22 protein-coding genes, 1 riboswitch and 1 other annotated feature are annotated in these 23008 nt (G+C 45.3%); of the genes, 6 read left to right on the forward strand and 16 right to left on the reverse strand.

Annotated elements, in window-relative coordinates; genetic code table 11:
* Positions 1-86: 86 nt before the first annotated feature.
* The 9 genes from hisIE to AC6R05_RS15490 form a co-directional block, all read right to left on the reverse strand.
* Complete coding sequence (gene hisIE, locus AC6R05_RS15450) at positions 87-722, reverse strand: bifunctional phosphoribosyl-AMP cyclohydrolase/phosphoribosyl-ATP diphosphatase HisIE (RefSeq protein WP_032552106.1); 636 nt, start codon at positions 720-722, stop codon at positions 87-89.
* Positions 719-1492, reverse strand: a complete 774-nt coding sequence (gene hisF / locus AC6R05_RS15455) for an imidazole glycerol phosphate synthase subunit HisF (RefSeq protein WP_032552105.1) — start codon at positions 1490-1492, stop codon at positions 719-721. Before hisF ends, hisIE begins: the two co-directional genes overlap by 4 nt.
* On the reverse strand, positions 1474-2211 hold the full coding sequence (hisA, locus tag AC6R05_RS15460) for a 1-(5-phosphoribosyl)-5-[(5-phosphoribosylamino)methylideneamino]imidazole-4-carboxamide isomerase (RefSeq protein WP_150894116.1): 738 nt from the start codon (positions 2209-2211) through the stop codon (positions 1474-1476). The genes hisF and hisA overlap by 19 nt, the downstream gene beginning before the upstream one ends.
* Before the next feature lie 44 nt (positions 2212-2255).
* A complete protein-coding gene (gene hisH / locus AC6R05_RS15465) occupies positions 2256-2870 on the reverse strand; it encodes an imidazole glycerol phosphate synthase subunit HisH (RefSeq protein ID WP_032552103.1) in 615 nt (204 codons plus the stop codon).
* Positions 2871-2879: 9 nt separating this feature from the next.
* The gene (gene hisB, locus AC6R05_RS15470; protein WP_032552102.1) at positions 2880-3968 is read right to left on the reverse strand and encodes a bifunctional histidinol-phosphatase/imidazoleglycerol-phosphate dehydratase HisB; all 1089 of its coding nucleotides are present in this window, start codon (positions 3966-3968) and stop codon (positions 2880-2882) included.
* A gap of 91 nt (positions 3969-4059) precedes the next feature.
* On the reverse strand, positions 4060-5100 hold the full coding sequence (gene hisC / locus AC6R05_RS15475) for a histidinol-phosphate transaminase (RefSeq protein WP_500647921.1): 1041 nt from the start codon (positions 5098-5100) through the stop codon (positions 4060-4062).
* Between the two features lie 22 nt (positions 5101-5122).
* Entirely contained in the window at positions 5123-6427 is a 1305-nt protein-coding gene (gene hisD / locus AC6R05_RS15480; RefSeq protein WP_500647954.1) for a histidinol dehydrogenase, read from the reverse strand.
* Positions 6427-7323, reverse strand: a complete 897-nt coding sequence (gene hisG, locus AC6R05_RS15485; RefSeq protein ID WP_032552099.1) for an ATP phosphoribosyltransferase — start codon at positions 7321-7323, stop codon at positions 6427-6429. Before hisG ends, hisD begins: the two co-directional genes overlap by 1 nt.
* A 53-nt stretch (positions 7324-7376) precedes the next feature.
* Positions 7377-7513: a sequence feature (His leader region), on the reverse strand.
* Positions 7514-7700: 187 nt separating this feature from the next.
* Entirely contained in the window at positions 7701-9293 is a 1593-nt protein-coding gene (locus AC6R05_RS15490) for a Na+/H+ antiporter NhaC family protein (protein WP_032552098.1), read from the reverse strand.
* A 115-nt stretch (positions 9294-9408) separates the two neighbouring features.
* Positions 9409-9586, reverse strand: a riboswitch (Lysine riboswitch).
* 364 nt (positions 9587-9950) lie between these two features.
* Here AC6R05_RS15490 and AC6R05_RS15495 point away from each other — a divergent pair.
* Complete coding sequence (locus AC6R05_RS15495; RefSeq protein ID WP_032552097.1) at positions 9951-10361, forward strand: H-NS family histone-like protein; 411 nt, start codon at positions 9951-9953, stop codon at positions 10359-10361.
* 675 nt (positions 10362-11036) lie between these two features.
* Here AC6R05_RS15495 and AC6R05_RS15500 read toward each other — a convergent pair.
* Positions 11037-12341, reverse strand: coding sequence for an inosine/guanosine kinase (locus AC6R05_RS15500; protein ID WP_032552096.1), 1305 nt, complete (start codon positions 12339-12341; stop codon positions 11037-11039).
* A 102-nt stretch (positions 12342-12443) separates the two neighbouring features.
* Entirely contained in the window at positions 12444-12713 is a 270-nt protein-coding gene (locus AC6R05_RS15505) for a hypothetical protein (protein ID WP_032552095.1), read from the reverse strand.
* A 204-nt stretch (positions 12714-12917) separates the two neighbouring features.
* Between AC6R05_RS15505 and mnmA the strand changes: the two genes are divergently transcribed.
* The 3 genes from mnmA (at position 12918) to purB (ending at position 16208) form a co-directional block, all read left to right on the forward strand.
* Positions 12918-14054 carry a tRNA 2-thiouridine(34) synthase MnmA gene (mnmA, locus tag AC6R05_RS15510; RefSeq protein ID WP_285467319.1) on the forward strand — a complete coding sequence of 379 codons (1137 nt, stop codon included), beginning with the start codon at positions 12918-12920 and terminating at the stop codon, positions 14052-14054.
* 23 nt (positions 14055-14077) lie between these two features.
* Positions 14078-14695, forward strand: a complete 618-nt coding sequence (hflD, locus tag AC6R05_RS15515; RefSeq protein ID WP_032552093.1) for a high frequency lysogenization protein HflD — start codon at positions 14078-14080, stop codon at positions 14693-14695.
* Between the two features lie 142 nt (positions 14696-14837).
* Positions 14838-16208: an adenylosuccinate lyase gene (gene purB, locus AC6R05_RS15520; RefSeq protein ID WP_150894097.1), complete on the forward strand. Its 1371-nt coding sequence runs from the start codon at positions 14838-14840 to the stop codon at positions 16206-16208.
* 245 nt (positions 16209-16453) lie between these two features.
* Here the strand turns inward: purB and htpX are convergent, their stop codons facing one another.
* Entirely contained in the window at positions 16454-17317 is an 864-nt protein-coding gene (gene htpX, locus AC6R05_RS15525) for a protease HtpX (RefSeq protein WP_500647922.1), read from the reverse strand.
* Between the two features lie 276 nt (positions 17318-17593).
* Between htpX and AC6R05_RS15530 the strand changes: the two genes are divergently transcribed.
* A complete protein-coding gene (locus tag AC6R05_RS15530) occupies positions 17594-17761 on the forward strand; it encodes a hypothetical protein (RefSeq protein ID WP_167332347.1) in 168 nt (55 codons plus the stop codon).
* A 96-nt stretch (positions 17762-17857) separates the two neighbouring features.
* Here the strand turns inward: AC6R05_RS15530 and bioD are convergent, their stop codons facing one another.
* From bioD to bioB, 4 genes are read right to left on the reverse strand one after another with little or no spacing between them, the layout of a single operon-like run.
* Positions 17858-18541, reverse strand: coding sequence for a dethiobiotin synthase (bioD, locus tag AC6R05_RS15535; protein ID WP_285467322.1), 684 nt, complete (start codon positions 18539-18541; stop codon positions 17858-17860).
* On the reverse strand, positions 18538-19341 hold the full coding sequence (gene bioC, locus AC6R05_RS15540) for a malonyl-ACP O-methyltransferase BioC (protein ID WP_500647923.1): 804 nt from the start codon (positions 19339-19341) through the stop codon (positions 18538-18540). The genes bioD and bioC overlap by 4 nt, the downstream gene beginning before the upstream one ends.
* Entirely contained in the window at positions 19342-20505 is a 1164-nt protein-coding gene (bioF, locus tag AC6R05_RS15545) for an 8-amino-7-oxononanoate synthase (protein ID WP_500647955.1), read from the reverse strand. It abuts the gene before it with no gap.
* Positions 20492-21544, reverse strand: coding sequence for a biotin synthase BioB (bioB, locus tag AC6R05_RS15550; RefSeq protein WP_032552087.1), 1053 nt, complete (start codon positions 21542-21544; stop codon positions 20492-20494). The genes bioF and bioB overlap by 14 nt, the downstream gene beginning before the upstream one ends.
* Positions 21545-21704: 160 nt before the next feature.
* Between bioB and bioA the strand changes: the two genes are divergently transcribed.
* The gene (gene bioA / locus AC6R05_RS15555; protein WP_500647924.1) at positions 21705-22982 is read left to right on the forward strand and encodes an adenosylmethionine--8-amino-7-oxononanoate transaminase; all 1278 of its coding nucleotides are present in this window, start codon (positions 21705-21707) and stop codon (positions 22980-22982) included.
* The last annotated feature ends 26 nt before the right edge of the window (positions 22983-23008 follow it).

Below are 23008 nucleotides of genomic sequence, written 5' to 3' on the forward strand. Positions count from 1 at the left end.
TAGAGCGCTAAAAAAAGCCCCGTAAACATAGTTGCTTACGGGGCTTTGTACTATCTTTTATGGGGTTCAATAAATCTAAAAAGAGCTTACTTGTGGCGCTCTTTTAGCTTATTCACCACATCGTTCATTGATAGACCTTGGTCTTGCAATAGAACCATTAGGTGATAGATCAAGTCTGCTGATTCACAAACTAACTCCGCCTTATCGCCCGACGTCGCCGCAAGCGCGACTTCAACGCCTTCTTCGCCCACTTTTTGCGAAATACGCTTGGTGCCACGGGCATATAGGCTGGCAGTGTAAGAAGAGTCAGGGTCTGCGTCCTTGCGGGCAGCCAATAGCTGCTCAAGTTGATGAAGCCACACCATCTGTGTCTCTTCTTGCGGATCCACATCCCAGCAGGTGGTATTTCCAAGGTGACAAGTTGGACCGATTGGGTTCACTTTTACCAGCAAGGTATCGTTGTCACAATCCAATGACATGTTCACGAGTTGTAGAACATTACCTGACGTCTCACCTTTAGTCCACAGACGCTCTTTAGTGCGTGAGAAAAAGGTAACTTGACCTGTTTCACCCGTTTTAGCCAGGGCGTCTTGGTTCATGTAGCCCATCATTAGTACTTGGCTTGACTGAAAATCTTGCACGATTGCAGGAACGAGACCGTCCACCTTATCCCAATTGATACGTTCAGCCAGCGTATTTACTTCTGTCGCTGCGAAACTCATAGACGCACCTCTACACCTTGTTGTTTTAGATATTGCTTCAGTTCACCGATATTGATGACTTGTTTATGGAATACAGAAGCTGCAAGCGCTCCATCCACGTTTGTTTTGTTGTACGCTTCTGCAAAGTGCTCCATGGCACCTGCGCCACCAGACGCAATCAGCGGTACCTTACACACTTCACGAACCATATTCAGCTGCTCTAGGTCGTAACCGTTGCGCACACCATCTTGGTTCATCATGTTTAGTACGATTTCACCTGCGCCACGCTTCTGCACTTCCTGAACCCAATCTTTGGTTTCCCATTGAGTCGCCTTAGTACGTGCTTCGTCGCCAGTGAATTGATAAACCTGGTACTTACCCGTCTCTTTATCGTAGTAAGAGTCGATGCCCACAACGATACATTGAACACCAAACTTATCCGCTAAATCAGTGATGAGTTGTGGGTTAGCCAGTGCCGGAGAGTTAATCGATACTTTGTCTGCACCAAACTCAAGAATGCGTGCTGCATCTTCAGCCGATTTAATACCACCAGCAACACAGAAAGGAATATCAATCACTTCCGCAACACGCTTTACCCAACTTTTATCGACGACACGGCCATCACTCGATGCGGTGATATCGTAAAACACCAATTCATCTGCGCCTTCTTCCGCATAACGCTGTGCTAGAGGAACAATGTCACCAATGATTTCGTGGTTACGGAACTGAACGCCTTTTACTACTTGTCCATCACGAACGTCTAAACAAGGGATTATTCGCTTTGCCAGCATGCAAACGCCTCCTCTGCAGTGAACTTGCCATCAAGAAGTGCGCGGCCAACAATGACGCCAGCTACACCACTTCCCTTAAGAGCTTCGATATCAGCTAGGCTGCCAATGCCACCTGATGATTGGAACTGAACCTGTGGGTACTGCTTACAAAGATCAACGTAAAGTTCTACGTTTGATCCTTCTAACGTACCGTCACGTGAGATGTCAGTACATAGAACGTGTTTTAGGCCGACCGTCAGGTAGTCCTCAATCAGTGCTTCAATTGTCACACCTGAGTCTTCTTGCCAACCTGAAATCGCTACTTTACGAGTACCGTTTTCATCAATGTTGATATCCAAAGCAAGTACTATTTTTTCGGCACCATACTTTTCCATCCAGCCTTTAACAAGTTCAGGCTGTTTTACTGCAGTTGAGCCAACAACAACGCGTTGAGCACCAGCTTCCAGTAGATCGATAACGTCTTGCTCATTGCGAACACCACCGCCAATCTGGATGTTGGCCGGTGTGCTAGCCAGTAACTTAGCAATCAGGTCCAGTTGGCGCGCTGTTGTGTCTTTAGCGCCGGTAAGATCAACAAGGTGGAGCCAGTTAGCACCCGCTTGGTGATACAGATTGAACTGTTCAGCTGGGTCAACTTTGTATTCTGTTACTTGGCCGTAGTCGCCTTGGAATAAGCGAACAACTTGGCCTTCAATTAAATCTAATGCGGGAATAATCATTTACATTCCTTTTATGGCAGTGTTAGCCACTGCCTAATCCTTTATTACAATTCCAAGAAATTCTGAATCAGTTTAGAGCCTGCTTTAGAAGAACGCTCTGGGTGGAACTGAACACCGTAGTAGTTACCGCTTTGAACCGCTGCGGTAAATGGATTTCCATATTCACACTGTGCGATAGTGTAGTCACCAACTGGCATTGCAAAACTGTGTACGAAGTAGAAGTACTCACCCTCTTCGATATCTTTAAACAGTGGGTGTTCCGGTGTTGATTTCACGGTATTCCAACCCATGTGAGGAAGCGGCAAATCACCAGTATCCATTAGGCGAACTTCACCGTCACATAGACCCAAACACTCGACTAGCTCATCGGCTTTTTGGCCTTTCTCTTGCGAAAGTTTACCTAGCAGCTGCATGCCCAAACAGATACCAAGTAGTGGTTTCTCAACCTGTTTAACCAGTGAAATTAGGTCACGCTCAGCAAGGTTTTTCATCGCTTCACTTGCGGTGCCCACGCCCGGTAAAAACAGTTTATCTGCCGCCAGAACGACAGCAGGATCTTTCGAGATCTCAACGGCATAACCAAGGCGTTCAATGGCAAACTTTACCGACGAAACATTGGCACAGCCCGTATCGATGATGACGACTTTCTGCTCTTTCATGCTTATTCCTTACAGTACGCCTTTGCTACTTGGTAACTCGTTGCCTTCAACTTTAATAGCTTGGCGTAGAGTACGACCGAATGCTTTAAACAAACTCTCGATGATGTGGTGATCGTTATCACCTGCTGAAGATAGGTGCAGCGTACACGCTAACGTATCGGTTAGTGAGCGGAAAAAGTGAACCACCATCTCAGTAGAAAGATCGCCTACTTGCTCACGGCTGAACTTCGCATCGAACTTTAGGTACGGACGACCAGATAGGTCTAACGCACACTGTGCCAGACACTCATCCATTGGCAGGCTAAAGCCAAATCGACCAATGCCACGCTTGTCACCCAGCGCATCTTTTAGTGCTTGGCCAAGAGCCAGTGCTGTGTCTTCTACCGTGTGGTGATCATCGATGTGCAGGTCGCCTTTCACCGACAGGTTCATTTGGAAGCCGCCGTGTGTCGCGATTTGATCCAGCATGTGGTCGAAGAAACCCATCCCGGTATCAATCTTATTACCGCCTGTTTCATCAAGATTTACAGCAACCTTGATGTCCGTCTCTTTGGTAGTACGAACCACTTCTGCAACGCGGGCTTTTACAGTTAAATCTTTTAGGATTTGCGGCCAGTTCATCATGCCTTCTGCATTTGGATCTGGGTTGTACTGAATGCCACGAATAGCCATGTTCTCGGCCAACTGCAGGTCAGTAACACGGTCGCCAATCACAACAGAATTCTGGAAATCGACTTTACCCGCTTGCAGGTACTCTTTCACCAAACCCAGTTTTGGCTTGCGGCAAGAGCAGTTGTCTTCGTCAAAGTGAGGACAAATCAGTACATCGTCAAACTTCACACCTTGAGATTCGAAAAACTCCATCATCATGTTGTGTGGCGCATCGAAGTCTTCTTGAGGGTAGCTATCCGTGCCAAGCCCATCTTGGTTAGTAACCATCACTAGACGATAACCAGCATCTTGCAGCGCAAGCAAACTAGGAATCACTAACGGCTCAAACTTAAGCTTGTCTAGGCGGTCAACTTGAAAATCGACAGGCGGCTCAACGATCAGAGTACCGTCACGGTCAATAAATAGAATTTTCTGTTGTTTACTCACTGGAACTTCCTTTTAATTTTAAATCTTGTGGCTCAGACAATAGTATCTAAGCCAAATCAATCTGTTTACTTCGCGTAATCAATCGCTGTTTCTATTGGTAAAAGTTTCGAATAAAACCAAGTGTCTTTTCGCACTCTTCTCGATTACCAACGCTGATACGAACACAATCTTCGATCGGCGAATTGCGTAAAATGATGCCGTTGTCCCACGCAGCTTTAAACAGTGCATCACCATCAGGGAATTTAACGAGCAAGTAGTTACCCCAACCATCGAACACCGTCAGTTGTGGCATCCCCATTAAACCTGCCTGTAGATAAGCACGGTTTGCGTTAAGGTCAAGCACTTGGAACTTCGCACGAGCTAGCCCTTCTTGAGACAGCGCTTGAGTGGCGATCTCCGCTACTGGAACTGGTACTGGGTAAGGTGCGACAACTTTAAGAAGCACATCAATTAACTCTTTGTTCGCCAACGTGAAGCCGCAGCGCAAACCAGCCAAAGCAAACGCCTTAGAAAGTGTTCTTAAGATCGCGAGGTTTGGATACTGGTCCAAAAGATCCACCGTCGAGGCTTCTGGACAGAAGTCGATGTACGCTTCATCCATCACTACAATCGCTTTGTCTTGCGTCATTTCCAACAACTTAATGATGTCTTTGCGCTCAACCAGGTTACCCGTAGGATTGTTTGGGCTACATACAAATACCACTTTAACGTTATCAAGCTGCGCTTCGATCGCAGGGAGATCGAGTTGCCAATCGGCGGTTAATGGAACAACCTTTCGCTCAACACCGATCGTTTCCGCGCTAATCGCGTACATTCCATAGGTCGGTGGACAATACAGGATTGCATCTTCACCCGGCTCACAGAAAGCGCGAATCAAAAGCTCAATACCTTCGTCCGCACCACGAGTTGTGATGGTCTGTTCAGCTTTAACACCCGCGTATTGAGCGTACGCCTCAATCATCTCTTTTGGCTGACACTCACTATAACGATTTAGACGCGCAAGATTCAGCGTGTATTCGTTATCAAATGGAGATTCATTGGCATTAAGCCATACGTCACCAGAGCCACCGATTCGTCTTGCCGACAAATAAGGAGTTAAGGCTTGAACTTGTTTTCTTGCTAGCTTTTCCATGAACAACTTACTCTCTTTAATTCTATACTTCGGCGCGATTGAGTTTTTCAACTCGGATGGTTACAGCACGTTTGTGTGCATCAAGACCTTCTGCTTCTGCCATGGTAACAACCGTTGGCGCGAGACCTTTCAAACCATCTGCTGATAGCTCTTGAACTGTCATTCTCTTAGAGAAATCCGCCAAACCTAAGCTAGAGTAGGTTTTGGTATAACCATAAGTTGGAAGAACGTGGTTGGTACCCGATGCGTAATCACCTGCTGACTCGGGTGACCAGTCACCTAAGAAGATTGAACCTGCATTATCAAGTAGAGGTAGAAGTTCGCGTGGGCTCTTAGTTTGTACGATCAAGTGCTCAGGGCCATAGAAGTTAGAGATAGCGACCGCTTGCGTAATCGATTCTGCAATGATGATTAAGCTCGACGCCAACGCTTGTTGCGCGATATCTGCACGAGACAATTCTTTGAGTTGCTTCTGAACCGCTTCCGTTACTTGGTCTGCAATCACTGGTGATGGCGTTACTAATACCACTTGAGAGTCAGGGCCGTGCTCAGCTTGGCTCAACAAGTCCGCAGCAATGAAGTCGGCATCTGCTGTTTCGTCTGCGATAACAAGTACTTCAGAAGGACCCGCAGGCATATCAATCGCCGCGCCACGGAAATCGTTGCTCACTTGACGCTTTGCCTCGGTAACGTAAGCGTTACCAGGGCCAAAGATCTTATCTACCTTTGATACCGTCTCAGTGCCGTAAGCCATAGCAGCAACAGCCTGACCGCCACCTACATTATATACTTCATCAATTTTACAAAGCTTAGCGACGTATAGAATCTCGTCTGCAATCGGTGGTGGTGAACAAAGCACCACTTTACGACAACCCGCTATCTGAGCCGGAACACCAAGCATTAGAACCGTTGAAGGAAGCGGAGCACTACCACCCGGAATGTAAAGACCAACCGTATTGATAGCGCGAGTCACCTGCTCACATACAACGCCAGGTTGAGTCTCGACCTTAATAGGTTGCGGTTTTTGCGCTTCGTGAAACTTAGCAATGTTGCTGTAAGCCTGCTCTAGCGCTTGCTTCATTTCTGCTGTTAGACGAGCACTTGCTTCTTCAATCTCGTCCGCCGAAACGCGGATAGACTTTGGCGTTACCCGGTCAAACTTTTCGGTCAGTTCAGTCAGTGCTGCGTCGCCCTCACTTCGCACTTTGGCGATAACCTCAGAAACAGCCGCGGTGATGTTTGCGCCCTCACTAATCGCGGGACGCTCTAGTACAGAATCTTGCTGAGATTCACTTAAAGATTGCCAAACAACGGTTCTCATGCGGATTACCCCATCATTTTTTCGATTGGTAATACTAGGATTGAACTCGCACCTAGCTCTTTCAGTTGTTCCATCGTTTCCCAGAACAAGTTCTCTGTACTTACTAGGTGAACTGCAACTTTGTCTTTGTCCGTTGAAAGAGGAAGAACCGTTGGATCTTCAGCACCAGGTAGCAATGCTTTGATCTGTTCAAGCTGAGCAGTTGGAGCGTGTAGCATGATGTACTTAGACTCTTTAGCCTGTTGTACGCCTTGCATACGCGTTAGTAGCTTTTCAATCAGTGCTGTCTTATCTGCGTCAAATTCGCCAGTACGTTGAATCAGTGTCGCTTTAGATTGGAAGATGATTTCAGCTTCTTTTAGACCGTTTGCTTCCAGTGTTGCGCCTGTAGAAACTAAGTCAGCAATCGCATCTGCTAGTCCTGCGCGAGGAGCCACTTCTACAGAGCCAGTTAACATACAAGTGCTGAAATCAACACCTTGCTCGTCCATGTAAGCTTTTAGAAGTTGAGGGTAAGTGGTTGCGATACGCTTGCCCGCTAGGTCTTGCGGTCCGTTGTACTCTTCGTCTTTATTGATTGCGATAGATAAACGGCAACCACCGAAATCTAGACGACGTAGTGTTTGGAACTCTGCAGGCTCTTTAAGAGCAAGGCGATCTAGGCGAACTTCTTCCAGTTCATTTTCACCAATGAAACCAAGGTCAACGACACCGTCCATGATCAAACCTGGGATGTCATCATCACGAACCAGTAATAGGTCGATTGGCATATTTAGTGAATGTACAACTAGGCGCTCACCCATGATGTTGAATTTAACACCACATTTTTTTAGTAGGTCTTGGCACTCTTTACTTAGGCGACCTTTCTTTTGAATTGCGATTCTTAGGCGTTGTGTCTGCATTGCTGTATCCCTGTGCAAATATTTGAATTTATTAATTAATTTAAAGCGCTAAAACTAAAAAACCCTCGGAAGACTCTGTCATCCCGAGGGTTTAAATCTAAATTCTTTTGACTTAACCTCCGGGAGTAATCTTGCTCCCGGGTACGCGTATATCTCCCCGAAAGACTAGATAGGGTGATGATGGTGATGAATGTTCATTACTAATTTACGCATACTTATCAGCTCTTATGTTGTTTGCTGTCTTATCTCCACACTAACTAAGGTGGTGGTCTTTTTCAACCATTTATTCGAACTTTTTTCACGATTTTTAAAATTAATTTAACGCCAATAAAAAAGGGAAGCCGTAGCCTCCCTCTTAAGTGTGGTTATTTCACTGATTAGCTTTTGCAAGTTGCCATTTTGCAACGCGAGAAGTAACCCAGTGCAAAACACACACCAACAAATGTTAGCGCTGCTGCTGAGAACGAAAGCGCTACAGAAGCTGTCATACCCAGAACGATGAAGCCTACACATGATACTAGAGCCACAGACAGCGCGTAAGGAAGCTGCGTAGCTACGTGGTCGATGTGGTTACAACGTGCACCGGTTGAAGACAGAATGGTTGTATCTGAGATTGGAGAACAGTGGTCACCAAATACAGAGCCTGCTAGTACCGCACTCAACATTGGCAGCATAAGTGCAAGGTCTGTCGCGCCAGCCATGTCACCCGCGATTGGTAGCATGATGCCGAAGGTACCCCATGATGTACCAGTAGAGAATGCCATCAGACCAGCAAGTAGGAATAGAATCACTGGTAGCCAGTGGTAATCAATGTTGCCCGTTGCTAGCGAAGATAGGTAGGTACCTGTTTTCATGTCGCCAATAACTGAACCGATTGTCCATGCGAATACAAGGATCAGGATTGCGCCAAACATTGAGCGAGCACCGATCCACATAGTACGAACGATTTCCGCCATAGGCAGTTTTTGCTTAAACACGGTTGCTAGAGCAACAAGTAGACCTAAGATACCACCGTAAACAAGAGACTTACCTACATCTGTGTTTTCAAACGCACCAAGTAAGTTAAACGCTTGGCCGTCAGCAGCCAGTGCCGCGCCGCCGGTGTATAGCATCGCTGCTACTGTCGCCACGATAAGCGATACGATAGGCATAATTAGATCAGACACTGAACCATTTTGGCTCTCTTCAATGTCTAGCTCTTCATTTAGGTCGTGAGCTTGTTGGCTGTCATTGTCGCCTTCAAAACCACGGCCTTGAGATGCTTCAATTTCGTGGTCACGCATTTTGCCTACATCAAGACCAAACCACGCCACTGCAAATACCATTAGTAGTGCAAACACTGCGTAGAAGTTCATTGGGATAAGACGGATGTATGCGCCTAGTGCCGAGTACTCTGTCATACCATGAGTCACAAGAATGCCACCGATGATAGTCATGATGTACGCACCCCAGCTTGATGCTGGCATGATCACACACATTGGAGCAGCAGTTGAATCTAAGATATAAGCAAGCTTAGCGCGAGATACATAGAAACGGTCTGTTACAGGACGAGAGATCGCACCAACGGCTAGGCTGTTGAAGTAATCATCAACAAAGATGAATACACCCAAGAATGCAGCTAATAGTTTAGAACCACGTTTGCTCTTAACACGAGACTGTGCCCATTCAGCAAACGCACGAGTACCACCAGATAGCGTTAGCAACGCCGTCATCATACCCAAAAGAAGAAGGAACCCGACAATACTCATGTTCCAAGTGTTAATACCGCCGTCTTCAATGAAAACACCCGATACCTTAGTAGCAACATAGCTCGCGGCATTACCAACTGAATAATCAGCCAGCAGAATAGCGCCCATTACAATACCGACACCAAGAGAAACTAAAACACGACGAGTCACAATAGCAAGGCTCAATGCCACCAGTGGCGGGAGCAATGATAAAGGCGATGTTGCAAAATCTATTAAATTCATGATCTTCAAAAACCAGTTTATTTTTATTTGGCTAGAGATCTACTGCAGACAAACTCGGTACAGACGACCAAGTTCATGTTGAACTAAGCGAAAGGGAAGTGAACACTTCACCCAACCCTACAGTAGCGCTCCATAGTTTAAAATTAAGACTATGGCAGTGTTGTACCTATTTAGCACAACCCCAGCAAATTGCTTAGATATACAATTTACTTCGGCAATTACACCTTTTGCTCCCATTCATTGGCATCACCCCAATGAGAGTTACTCTTTGCAATTGCACCTCTACGTGCGATAACACTTTTAACTATTGTTAGTTCATTTTAACAACAATTTAACCAGCGCACCGCATCAGGTAGCCGCAATTGTACTCAACAAAAGCAACAATGCAACATATCATTCCGAGAAAACTAACTTTTTTGTTAGTAAAGTAATCAAGGTGCTCACAACATCGCCACACCTACTCCACCAGTCACATATCACATTTATAGAGTAGTATTAGAATTATTATATCTTAAACTTGGGACTCCATCGGTTTTTCTGAAAGTTCCCCTCTTTTTCAATATTTAATTAAGTTCTAATAAAAAATACTGTTTGTTTTCTTTAATACCTCTGTTTATTATTAGGAGGATTAATTAATTTATCTTGATGGGAAATATCATGTCTGAATTAACAAAAACTCTATTAAATATCCGTAGCCTTCGTGCATTCTCACGTGAATTAACTCTTGAGCAACTAGAAGAAGCACTAGATAAACTGACTATTGTTGTACAAGAGCGTCAAGAAGCTGAAGCTGAAGAACGTGCTGCTCGTGCAGAACAAGAAGCAAAACTAGCTGCAATCGCAGATCAAATTGCTAAAGACGGCATTGACGTTGCTGATCTAATTGCTGCTCTTTCTGGTGAGTCAAAAGCAAAAGGCACTAAATCTAAGCGTGCACCACGTCCTGCTAAATACAAATACGTTGATGCAAACGGCGAAGAGAAAACTTGGACTGGTCAAGGTCGTACACCTTCAGCAATCCAACAACAGCTTGATGCTGGTAAATCTCTAGAAGATTTCGCTATCTAATAGTTAGCAATCAAATTCATATAATAAAGGCCCATTTCGATAGGCCTTTATTTTTATCTGAGCAAAACTATTTGTGTCTTACCAATCTTAAAGTGAGCATCTACACTTCTGCCCTTCCTTCATGTTACCCGTCCTTAATAGATAACACCCACCTATTGTGGTCATCAGGCACCTCAGCCGAATCAACTCCCTTAACGCTTTACAATATTGTAATGCCACGCCGTTCAATAGAAAGATAACCACGACATTTTGTGGTAGTGCTAAGCTGAAAATCCGCAGACTCACGATAACCCGATTAATTATCTCAAACTCTAAAGCTTGTCGATCGTTATACTAAAGTATATATACCTGTGAAGGCTGTTCCATTTGGGAACATATTGAATAATAAGCGCGTCAATAACCCACGCTATTGCGTAATTGTCTCATTATTATTATGTATATACACGCACATGATAATCATCGAGACATTATACATGCCATATAATGAGACACTCTTATCAAGCGCCTTTTGGCAAGGTGTTACGTAAATAAATTATGATGAAACTCCCTTACTATTACTTACTTGACTACCGACTATTCGAAAACTGAACGCACCTATCAAATATTAATAGAAATAAAAAAACCTCAAACTAGGTTTGAGGTTTTTAGACAGTTCAGCTTTTCAATAGTGAGCGATTAACGTTCCCAGTATGCTTCTTCTAAGCTGTCTTCGCGTTCAGGAAGACCACGAGATAAACGTGGTGAATGCTGAACTAATACTTCGTAGCTTGCACGGTTTGAATATTTACATACTTGTGAGAACGAAGAGTAAGTTAAAAATGAGTGCTGATGCTTGCTTGAATTCGGCACATTCTCTTTATGGTACTTATTTGCAGCCATATCATGCAGCAACGCAGATAACGCAGCATCGCCCGCACCGTTGGTGTTCTTAATTTTCTCAGGGCCACCCATGTAAGGTGCAATATGCGAGTAAACTTTGATAGGAGATTCACACAACGCTTTATGCGCTGGGCGGCTAAATTCAAAACGGTTGAACTCGGCAATAGAACCCGGTAGCAACGGCAGTGTTGTTTCGCGCTTCGCAGCCTCTTCAGTGTAACCCGCCATAAATAGACCAACAGGACCTGCTGTACATAAAACCAAATCTACCCAATCCAGAGTCTTATCTGATGCAGCTAGAGGATCGCTTTCACCAGTTAGTGCTTCTGCTTCATCTTCATTCATCGCGACCACAGTCACGTGCTGCTTTAAGAAGTCTTTCCAGAATTCAGGGTCGTCTTGAATAACGAACTTAGTACCTAGAGTCAGTACAACTGGCACATCGTATTTCTTTGCGTACTCAATCGCTTTCATTGTCGCTTCAGGCATCGGATCGCCTGGCTTACAACGAACAAGGTATGCAGTTAGAACTAATGCAGATGCACTCTTGAAGATTTTCTCTGGAATGCTGTCTGGATTTAGCTGGTTCATTTGACCTTCGCTGATTGCAAAGGTGCGTTCACCATCTTCAGTGATCAAAGCAAAGCAACGACCGATTGCGCCATCTACCCCTTGTAAATGGTTCAGATCCATTCTGCTTGATGTGTTACATAGGTAACGGTAACCGTAGCTGCCGATTTTGATATCTTGGCTCATTACACCTAATAGTGTTGAGCGGTCATCCGCTAACACTGAGTAGTTGTGTAGCGTGTTACCAATGGTGCCACCAGCGTATTCATTAGTAATCAGACACTGCTCTTTTAGCTCTTGGTATAGGGACTCTGCAGCTTCGTCATTAATAACTAGAGAATGACCTTTACTTAAACCGTACTTTTCAATTAATTCTGAACTCACTTTCGCTTCGATATCCACCAAAGTTTGGTCAATACCAATAATATGAGTGCGAGACATCTTCTTGCTGTTCTGAGATTGGCTCACTAATGGGTCACGAGCATGAACCGGAAAATAGTGCTTTGATTTACGTTGTCCAGGAAATTTCATAAGGCTAGTCTAAGTCAAGGGGAAATAGGGGGCGGATTCTACCGCGCTATATTTAGCGCGGCAATCACTCAAACTATAGCAAACGTTTGCATGGGTATTTTTTTATTCGCCTTCCATAAAGCTTAGATCTGGCAGCATATCCAGATGTTCTGCGTAACGCTTTTGGTTGAATTCAGCGTTGTTCTTCATGACATCAAATACTTCGATTGCAAGTGCACATGCCATCGCTGCAATTGCATCTTCACGAGAGTGCCCGGTCATCATCAAACGCATTAAAGTCTCTTTGACCTTAATCGGTTGTCCGTCTTCTAGCTGATTCTCAATAATCTCAATCAACTGCTCTTCTTGCATAAATTCATCTTGTTCAGACATTTTTTCATCTCAGGTCTTGGATTTTCAGCGACTATGCCACATATAGGTCTGACATCCTAGCGACTCGCTTCGCTTTCATCAGATTCCTAATGAAATACAGCGCACTTCTTGTGCAAAAGAAACTGTGATTCCGGTCTCGGATCTGTCACGTTGTTTCTCTTTCTGTTAGAATCTGCGACCAAGTAATAGTAACGGTGTTTAGACATGTCAGATATCAGCTCTGGAAACAGCCAAAAGAAAGTAATTGTCGGTATGTCCGGCGGTGTAGATTCGTCAGTTTCGGCGTATCTTCTCCAGCAACAAGGCTATCAGGTAGAAGGCCTTTTCATGAAAAACTGGGAAGAAGACGATAATGAAGAGTACTGTACGGCAGCTGAAGACCTTGCGGATGCGCAAGCGGTTTGTGACAAGCTAGGTATCCACCTTCACACCATTAACTTTGCAGCAGAGTACTGGGACAACGTATTCGAATACTTCCTTGCAGAATACAAAGCAGGTCGTACGCCAAACCCAGACATTCTTTGTAACAAAGAAATCAAATTCAAAGCCTTCCTCGAATTTGCGGATGAAGTACTAGACGCAGACTACATTGCAATGGGTCACTATGTTCGTCGTACTTTCCCAACTCAAGAAGAGCTAGACGCAGGTAAAAAACCTGAAATGCTTCGTGGTCTAGATAGCAATAAAGACCAAAGCTACTTCCTATACACGCTTAGCTCAGACCAAGTTGCGCGCAGCCTATTCCCTGTAGGTGAGTTAGAGAAGCCAGAAGTACGTAAGATCGCTGAAGAGCAAGATCTGATCACTGCGAAGAAGAAAGATTCAACAGGTATCTGCTTCATCGGTGAACGTAAATTTACAGAATTCTTAGGCAAGTACCTACCAGCACAACCAGGTGACATTGAAACACCAGAAGGCAAAGTGATTGGTAAGCACAACGGTCTGATGTACCACACACTAGGTCAACGTAAAGGCCTACATATCGGTGGCACTAAAGGCGGCGGCGGCAACGAAGCACCATGGTTCGTTGGCGAGAAAGATCTTAAGCGCAACGTATTGATTGCGGTACAAGGTAAAGACCACCCTCTTCTAAAATCTGAAGGTTTAGTTGCGTCGCAACTGCACTGGGTAGACCGCGCACCAATTACTGATGTTTTGAAGTGCACAGTAAAAACTCGTTACCGCCAAACAGATATTCCTTGTACAATCATTCCAATTGACGATGAGAACATCAAGGTTATCTTCGACGAGCCTCAAATTGCAGTGACTCCAGGTCAGTCAGCAGTATTCTACCAAGGCGAAGTTTGTCTTGGTGGCGGCATCATCGAAAAACGCATCTAATAAAAAGAACTAGGAGTTACTACGTGGCCAACACACTTTATGACCGTACAATCGCTTTCGCTGGAATCTGCCAAGCAGTCGCTTTGGTTCAACAGGTAGCAAAAGACGGCTATTGTGATAAAGATGCCTTTGAAGCTTCACTCAGTGCGATTTTAAATACCAACCCAGCGAATACTGTTGGCGTATTTGGTCGCGAATCCAACTTAAAGCTTGGTTTAGAGTGCCTAGTAAAAGGTATCGATAGTACTCCTGCAGGCAGCGACATCACGCGTTACATCATTAGTTTGATGGCACTTGAGCGTAAGCTGTCAGGTCGCAATGATGCAATGTCTCAGCTAGGCGACCGCATCCAAACCGCAGAGCGCCAAGCTGAGCACTTTGATCTTTTTGATGAGCAGATGGTAAGCAACCTAGCGAGTATCTATCTTGACGTGGTAAGCCCGATTGGCCCACGTATTCAGGTCTCAGGTACACCTTCAGTTCTTCAACAGACATCAAATCAACACAAAGTACGTGCCCTGCTTCTTTCAGGGATTCGCAGTGCCGTTCTTTGGCGTCAAGTAGGAGGCAAACGTCGCCACCTAATCTTCGGACGCAAGAAGATGGTTGAGCAAGCTCAAATCCTATTAGCAAGAATGTAATACACCAGCTCGCGCACTGTCGCGAGCTTATTCTTTGTACCAAAACAACCCTCACGCAAACGTTTGCGCAATGTGCGTGACAAACTGCAAAGTTACTGGTATAAAGCTCACAAAATTTAGAAACTCAATTCAGGAGAACACCATGGAACTGTCAGCATTGACTGCTGTTTCACCAGTAGACGGCCGTTACGGAAGCAAGACAACTGCACTTCGCAGCATCTTTAGTGAGTTTGGTCTACTAAAGTACCGCTCTATCGTTGAAATTCGTTGGCTACAAAAGCTTGCGGCAACAGACGCAATCGCAGAAGTCCCGGCATTCAGTGCAGAAGCAAACAAGTTTCTAGATGAACTAGCAGCAAACTTCTCTGAAGAAGATGCAGCACGCATCAAAGAGATCGAGCGTACGACTAACCACGACGTTAAAGCGGTTGAGTACTTCCTAAAAGAGAAAGTAGCTGGTGTTCCTGAGCTTCACGCTGTAAACGAGTTCATCCACTTTGCATGTACTTCAGAAGACATCAACAACACGTCTCACGCGCTAATGCTGAAAGAAGCTCGTGACGAAGTGATTCTTCCTGAAATCCAAAACATCATCGATGCTATCAAAGCACTTGCTGTTGAGTACCGCGACATCCCTCTTCTATCTCGTACACACGGTCAGCCTGCTTCTCCATCAACAATGGGTAAAGAGATGGCAAACGTGGCGTACCGTATGGAGCGTCAATACAAGCAAATCGCGAACGTTGAAATCCTTGGTAAGATCAACGGTGCTGTAGGTAACTACAACGCTCACCTTTCTGCTTACCCAGAAGTTGATTGGCACCAGTTCTCTGAAGAGTTCATCACTGAGTCTCTAGGCGTAACTTGGAACCCGTACACAACTCAAATCGAACCACACGATTACATCGCTGAACTATTCGATGCAGTTGCACGTTTCAACACAATCCTAATCGACTTCGACCGTGACGTTTGGGGCTACATCGCTCTAGGTCACTTCAAGCAGAAGACTATTGCTGGTGAGATCGGTTCTTCAACTATGCCTCACAAAGTTAACCCAATCGACTTTGAGAACTCTGAAGGTAACCTAGGTCTAGCTAATGCTGTATTCGGCCACCTAGCACAAAAACTGCCTATCTCTCGCTGGCAGCGTGACCTAACTGACTCTACGGTTCTTCGTAACCTAGGTGTTGGTGTTGGTTACGCGATCATCGCATACACTTCTACTCTGAAAGGTATCAGCAAGCTAGAAGTTAACCGTGAAGCACTGCTTGCAGAGCTAGACCAAAACTGGGAAGTTCTTGCAGAACCAGTACAAACAGTGATGCGTCGCTACGGTATCGAAAAACCATACGAGAAGCTAAAAGAGCTAACTCGTGGTAAGCGTGTGGACGGCGAAGCAATGCGTAACTTCATCGACGGTCTTGAGCTTCCAGAGCACGAGAAAGCACGTCTGAAAGAGATGACGCCGGCTAACTACATCGGTCAAGCAATCGAGCTAACTGACAAGCTGTAATTCGAGATTCGAATACAATGATATGAGAAGGCTTCCCTTGTGGAAGCCTTTTTTGTATCTGTTAGCGGTTGCTAACGACGTGAGTGGCAAACCTAAACTGAATTAATCTATTAATACAGACGTAAGCCTAAACAACCCCCAACCGGGCGCGTTAAAGCAGTGCATTCACCAATAAATAAACTCATTATTTCAGTAATAAAAAAGGCCTCCCGAAGGAAGCCTTTCAATCACAAATCTCTTTAAGATTACATGTTACGTAGAGATGCAATACGCTTGTCTAGTGGTGGGTGGCTCATTAGCAGCTCACTCAGAGACTTCTTGCCATTGATACCAAATGCCATCATCGAACCTTCAAGCTGTGGCTCGTGACTTACCTTTAGACGCTCTAGAGCAGCAATCATCTTATCTTTACCCACTAGGCGCGCTGCACCTGCATCAGCGTGGAACTCACGGTGACGGCTGTACCACATTGTGATGAAGCTCGCTAGGAAGCCAAAGATTAGCTCAAGAACCATAGACACGCCGAAGTACACCATCATGTTGCTGCCACCCTCTTCTTCGTTGTCGTTAGAAGCAACGATGTTCGCGATAAAGCGAGATAGGAAGATAACGAACGTGTTCACAACGCCTTGCATCAAAGTCATTGTTACCATGTCGCCATTTGCGATGTGGCTAACTTCGTGAGCCAATACCGCTTCTGCTTCATCACGAGTCATGCTGTGCAGTAGACCTGTTGATACCGCAACCAGTGAATCATCGCGTTTAGCGCCTGTAGCAAATGCGTTGATGTCTGGTGAATCATAGATAGCGACGGTTGGCATGCCGATACCTACTTGTTGAGCTTGGCGGCTTACTGTTTCCATCAGCCAATGTTCTGTTTCATTGCGAGGGCTCTCAATCACCATACCGCCAACAGAACGTAGAGCCATTCCTTTTGACATCATCAAAGAAATAAAAGAACCACCGAAACCGAATACGGCAGCCATCACGAGCAATCCTGAAAGGCTGCCAGGCTGCATCCCCGTTACAGCGTATACAATATTAAGAACAACACTTAGTACCAATACAACCGCTAAGTTGGTTGCAAGGAACAACATTACTCGCTTCATTACTTATCTCCGCATGAAAGCTGTTTTATAAAAACTTATCATTATAGACAAAGCCAACAGGATGAATGTCGCGCTTTGAACACTTCTATTTACTTATACATATAGTCTAAGAATTAGAAAACAAGGTTAAGCATTAAATTGCAACATTTAATTACTAGACCGTATTCGATTTAGACTTGGGTATTAGACCTAAGTCGTATAGAGAACATCGACTGATCCGTTTACAGTGTGCCTAGATGATTTATTGGCTAGTCCGAGTAACAAAAGGAAAGGATCATGGTTGAAGGTACTAACACTCAAATGGCTATTGATTTACTGTGTTGTCACTTAGGTATCACTGAAGAAGAAGCAAAGAAACAGATTGGTATCGTGACGCCAGAGGCTGCGCAAAATAATATTACAGAGACACAACAAGCGTTGATGGGTCTAACTAAAGACCACTAATACCGCTTAGCGATCTCCTGGCTTAAGAGATCGACAGATAAACGAAAGGGCTGCAATTGTGCAGCCCTTTTCAATTTTTAGTCTTCAGCGAATGACTTATAGAGCCATTAGAGGCTGAACATCAATGTATTTACCAATGTTCTTCGATTTCGCTTTTGGTACATATGGGATCTCACCCAATTTCGGAGCACCTAACTTATCTTCTAACATGGCGATGATGTCAGCGTAATGCTCAGTACCTGGGTTAATTCGGTTTGCAACCCAACCAACTAGGTTCAGGCCATCTGCACGAATGGCTTCTGCGGTTAATAGAGCATGGCTTAGACATCCCAGCTTAATACCCACTGTCAATACAACTGGAAGCTGCTCTTTCTTAACCCAGTTAGACAGGCACACGTCATCCGACACCGGTACACGCCAGCCACCTGCGCCTTCAACTAGCACAAAGTCAGAGTTCTGCTTATGTTGCTCTAGTTTTTCAGAAAGCACCGCTTCATCAATTACTACACCATCACGCTTAGCTGCGATGTGAGGAGAAGCCGGAAGCATCAATGCGTATGGATTAACATCATCGTACTCGATATCTTGAGTTGCCGCTTCTTGAAGATGAAGAGCGTCGCTATTACGCGCGCCTTCTGGGTACTGCTCACAACCCGCTGCGACAGGCTTGTAGCCAATCGTTGAAAGTTCTTTCGCGGCAAAAGCTTGTAAGATAGCTTTTGAAACCACGGTTTTGCCCACTTCGGTATCCGTACCTGCAATAAATAATGCATCAATCATAATTGAATAACCCCTAAACAAACTTGATATGTTGCTGGTAAGAAACCTTGATGGTTTTGAAATGTTCGATACTCTTGCTCGACAAGCTGCAGCATTCTTCTACTGGTCAGACCTTGTGAGCGCCCACTTACGTGGTTGGCACCAATCCCCTTAAGGTCGCGCATTAATTCAAACGCTGAATCGTACCATACTGTGATGGAGGGCAAGTCTAGTAGATGGTGGACACAGCTAGATTGCGCTAACGCAATTTTTACCTGATTGGCGGTAATAAAGTGGTTGACGTGTTGATGTGAGTCAATTTTACTCCATGCCTTTTTCAACTCAATCAGAGAACCATCTAACAAGGTGGAAAAAGCAATAGAGCCACCTTGGCGCGTCACTCTCTTCATTTCTCGCAATGGCATGGAGAGATCATCACACCACTGCAGCGCCAAGCTAGAGAACACCAAATCAAAGCGAGCATCCTCAAATGGTAAGGCTTCAGCGTCCGCTTGCTGATAAACAGCTACGCCATCTCCACATCTCTGTTTGGCTTGTTCTAACATACCTAATGACAAATCGGCGCAGACAACCGTAGCTCCTCGCTCAATAAGTCGTTTGGAGAAATAGCCTGTCCCACACCCCAGATCTAATACCTGGTAACCAGTTAGATCGTTAGGTAACTTATCGAGAAGACGCTGACCTACGTCACGCTGGAATTCAGCATGTTTATCGTAATTTTTAGCAGCTTTTCCGAAGGCATCTGCGATCGCCTTTTTATCTTGGACAGTGTAATTATCTACGACGGCTTGCTGTGACATTTACTCTACCTCACGTTGCGTTTCTAGCGCACTTTTTAACGAATGAGTCAGCTGGGACACTTGCTCTGGGCTATGATTGGCCGTCAATGTAATTCTGAGACGAGCAGTCCCTACTGGCACTGTCGGCGGACGAATTGCGGTCATCCAAATGCCACTCTCTTTCATTCGGTTTGCAATACTAATAGCATGCTCTGACTGGCCGACCATAAATGGCTTTATCGGCGTATTGGTTTCGATGTAGCCCGTTAGCCCTTTTACACCTTCATGATAAATCGCCTGCAGCTCATTCAATTTATCTCTGCGCCATTGCTGGGTCTGTATCATTTGACATGCAGTGCTTAACGCAAAAGCTTGAGCCGGTGGAATCGCCGTTGAGTAAACGTGATGCCTTGAGAACTGGGTTAAGTAGTCCCCGACCTCTTTGCTACAAAGAATCGCTGCTCCAGACAGGCCAAAAGCCTTACCAAATGTCACTACGAGTAACTCAGGTTTTACTCCTGCAGCCGCACAACTCCCTGCTCCGTATTCGCCCAATATGCCAATACCATGCGCATCATCGACGGCTAACCAAGCATCGTCCTGCTCCGTCACTCTAGTGACTTCATTCAATGGCGCTTGGTCACCATCCATACTAAAGACACCTTCAGTGACTACTAACGCATTTTCTGAAACAGAAAGCTGCGAAGCCAAATGAGCAACATCATTGTGCTTGAAGCGCTTCATTTTCGCAGGAGACAACGCCCCCGCTTCCATAAGCGAAGCGTGATTTAAGCGGTCTTGAATAAGAGTGTCGTTTTTATCGAGAAGGGAGAACAACAACGCTTGATTTGCGCTGAAGCCTGAGCTGAACAGAATTGCACGCTCATAGCCTAACCATTCGCATAGCTGGGACTCTAGATTTTGGTGTGCAGCGCTAAAGCCTGTCACCAATGGTGAAGCACCACTACCAGCCCCATATTGACTTAACCCATCTTGCCAAGCAGAAACCAGCTCCGGATCATTCGCCAAGCCTAAATAATCATTACTAGAGAAGTTACTATATACCTTCGAGTCTAACTCAATTTCAGAGCGACTCACCGGATTCAGGACATTAAGCTGGCGATTAAGCCCTTGCTGAAGACGGTCAGTAAGGGCTTTTTGAATACGAGAGTTAAACGCTGGCATCATAGAACATGTCATCTTTCGTTGGACGAGCCGCAACGCGCTCAACCACTTGATCTAACAGTTCGTTTTCTTGGATTTCGTCTGGCTTTTGAGCCACTTCTTGGCTATTGATACCCAGCTTTTTAAATAACTGCATATCTGTATCTTCATCTGGGTTTGGCGTTGTCAGCAGTTTGCAACCATAGAAGATAGAGTTCGCACCCGCCATAAAGCACATCGCTTGCATCTGTTCATTCATGTTTTCACGACCAGCAGACAGACGAACCGCCGATTTCGGCATCATGATACGAGCAATCGCGATAAGCTTTATGAAGTCGAAAGATTCAACGTCATCAACGTTTTCCATCGGCGTGCCTTTCACTTTTACTAGCATGTTGATTGGCACACTCTCAGGGTGAACAGGGAGGTTAGCGAGCTCAACAAGCAAGCCAGCACGGTCATTGGTGCTTTCACCCATACCGATGATACCGCCAGAACAGATCTTCATACCTGCATCACGAACGTGAGATAAGGTATCTAGACGGTCTTGGTAAGTACGAGTGGTAATGATGCTACCGTAGAACTCAGGAGAGGTATCTAAGTTGTGGTTGTAGTAATCCAAACCTGCATCAGCCAATTCACCCGCCTGCTCCGGCGTTAACATGCCCAACGTCATACAAGTCTCTAGACCCATCCCTTTCACGCCTTTGATCATCTCTGTGAGATGAGGCATATCACGCTCTTTCGGGTTCTTCCATGCAGCACCCATACAGAAACGCGTAGAGCCTGCGTTTTTCGCTTTTTGAGCGGCATCGAGCACGCGTTCAACTTCCATCAAACGCTCTTTATCAACATCTGTGCGGTAGTGCGCACTTTGTGGGCAGTATTTACAGTCTTCTGGACAAGCACCGGTTTTAATAGAGAGGAGTGTACTCACTTGTACATGGTTATGCAGTTGGTACTGTCTATGAACAAGCTGTGCTTCAAACATCAAATCCATAAACGGTTTTTCAAGCAGAGCCTTAACTTCAGCTACTGTCCAGTTATGACGAACTTCCACGTGTCGATCCTTTTCTATTATTTTATTTGCGCAAATCCACTTTGAGATTTTGCATTTATGCTTGGCTAGTCTACCGACAAGCTTTAGACTGTCAACACATTGATAAAAACAAAAGTTTACAACTGGTTGCTATTTAACCAAATTACACATGGAACTCGCTATGGATCTCGCCTTTGATCGCCAGCATATCTGGCATCCCTACACTTCGACCCTGACACCTCTGACCTGCTACCCTGTGGTAGATGCTGAGGGTGTTTACCTTGAAATGGAAGATGGAAAGCGAGTGATTGACGGCATGTCTTCTTGGTGGTCAACCATCCACGGATACAATCACCCGGTATTAAATGAAGCGGCACACAGCCAAATCGACAAGGTTTCACACGTGATGTTCGGCGGAATTACTCACCAACCTGCAATCGATCTATGTAAGAAACTGCTCAACCTAGCCCCTAGCAATTTGGAACATGTCTTTTTGGCTGACTCGGGCTCAGTCGCTGTTGAAGTCAGTTTAAAGATGGCATTGCAGTACTGGCATGCAAAAGGTCAACCGAGATCCAAATTCTTAACGCTAAGAGATGGCTATCATGGCGATACTTTTGCTGCGATGTCAGTGACTGATCCAGATAATTCCATGCATAGCCTTTACAAAGGGTTCCTACCAGAGCATATCTTCGCGGCCTCACCAAAAACCGGTTTTTGGGATGAGTGGAACTCGGACGACATCAACAGCTTCAGAGAAAAGCTCAGCACGCATCATCAAGAGATCGCAGCCGTAATCTTAGAACCTATCGTTCAGGGCGCTGGCGGGATGCGTATCTATCATCCAGAGTTTCTAAAACAGGTGAGAGAACTGTGTGATGAATTTAATGTACTGCTAATTCTTGACGAAATTGCCACAGGCTTTGGTCGCACGGGCAAGCTGTTTGCCTGTGAGCATGCAGATATTCAACCGGACATTCTATGTGTTGGTAAAGCACTGACTGGGGGGTATATGACCCTTTCGGCGACGCTTGCAAGCAAAGACGTAGCTGATACGGTGTGTGGCGGTGAAGCCGGATGCTTTATGCACGGTCCTACCTTCATGGGCAACCCACTCGCGTGTGCCGTTGGTGCAGCAAGTCTTGGGTTAATCGAACAAGGTGATTGGCAATTACAGACGAAACAAATCGAATCACTTTTTTCAGAGCTGCTTCCAAAACTCAAACAACATGAGTTGGTCAAAGACGTTCGTTGGTTGGGCGCGATTGGTGTAGTGGAAACTCACACGCCCGTTGATATGGAAGCAATACAAGCTCACTTTGTTGAACAAGGGGTATGGATCCGACCTTTCGGAAAGCTGATTTATATGATGCCTCCATTTATCAGTGAATCGCATCATATCGAGAAATTGGTCTCCGCCATAGATTGTGCACTTCAACGACCAGAGTGTTTTCAATAAGCGAGCAATGCATTAAAGTATGAACG

This window comes from Vibrio sp. R11-SG3-ISO9 (assembly GCF_059834255.1).

Excerpts from the sequence above, each read along its gene's own strand:
- hisIE (WP_032552106.1), bottom strand. The coding sequence starts at position 722 with ATGAGTTTCGCAGCGACAGAAGTAAATACGCTGGCTGAACGTATCAAT.
- hisF (WP_032552105.1), bottom strand. The coding sequence starts at position 1,492 with ATGCTGGCAAAGCGAATAATCCCTTGTTTAGACGTTCGTGATGGACAA.
- hisA (WP_150894116.1), bottom strand. The coding sequence starts at position 2,211 with ATGATTATTCCCGCATTAGATTTAATTGAAGGCCAAGTTGTTCGCTTA.
- hisH (WP_032552103.1), bottom strand. The coding sequence starts at position 2,870 with ATGAAAGAGCAGAAAGTCGTCATCATCGATACGGGCTGTGCCAATGTT.
- hisC (WP_500647921.1), bottom strand. The coding sequence starts at position 5,100 with ATGGAAAAGCTAGCAAGAAAACAAGTTCAAGCCTTAACTCCTTATTTG.
- hisG (WP_032552099.1), bottom strand. The coding sequence starts at position 7,323 with ATGCAGACACAACGCCTAAGAATCGCAATTCAAAAGAAAGGTCGCCTA.
- AC6R05_RS15490 (WP_032552098.1), bottom strand. The coding sequence starts at position 9,293 with ATGAATTTAATAGATTTTGCAACATCGCCTTTATCATTGCTCCCGCCA.
- AC6R05_RS15495 (WP_032552097.1), top strand. The coding sequence starts at position 9,951 with ATGTCTGAATTAACAAAAACTCTATTAAATATCCGTAGCCTTCGTGCA.
- AC6R05_RS15500 (WP_032552096.1), bottom strand. The coding sequence starts at position 12,341 with ATGAAATTTCCTGGACAACGTAAATCAAAGCACTATTTTCCGGTTCAT.
- AC6R05_RS15505 (WP_032552095.1), bottom strand. The coding sequence starts at position 12,713 with ATGTCTGAACAAGATGAATTTATGCAAGAAGAGCAGTTGATTGAGATT.
- mnmA (WP_285467319.1), top strand. The coding sequence starts at position 12,918 with ATGTCAGATATCAGCTCTGGAAACAGCCAAAAGAAAGTAATTGTCGGT.
- purB (WP_150894097.1), top strand. The coding sequence starts at position 14,838 with ATGGAACTGTCAGCATTGACTGCTGTTTCACCAGTAGACGGCCGTTAC.
- htpX (WP_500647922.1), bottom strand. The coding sequence starts at position 17,317 with ATGAAGCGAGTAATGTTGTTCCTTGCAACCAACTTAGCGGTTGTATTG.
- AC6R05_RS15530 (WP_167332347.1), top strand. The coding sequence starts at position 17,594 with ATGGTTGAAGGTACTAACACTCAAATGGCTATTGATTTACTGTGTTGT.
- bioD (WP_285467322.1), bottom strand. The coding sequence starts at position 18,541 with ATGATTGATGCATTATTTATTGCAGGTACGGATACCGAAGTGGGCAAA.
- bioC (WP_500647923.1), bottom strand. The coding sequence starts at position 19,341 with ATGTCACAGCAAGCCGTCGTAGATAATTACACTGTCCAAGATAAAAAG.
- bioF (WP_500647955.1), bottom strand. The coding sequence starts at position 20,505 with ATGCCAGCGTTTAACTCTCGTATTCAAAAAGCCCTTACTGACCGTCTT.
- bioA (WP_500647924.1), top strand. The coding sequence starts at position 21,705 with ATGGATCTCGCCTTTGATCGCCAGCATATCTGGCATCCCTACACTTCG.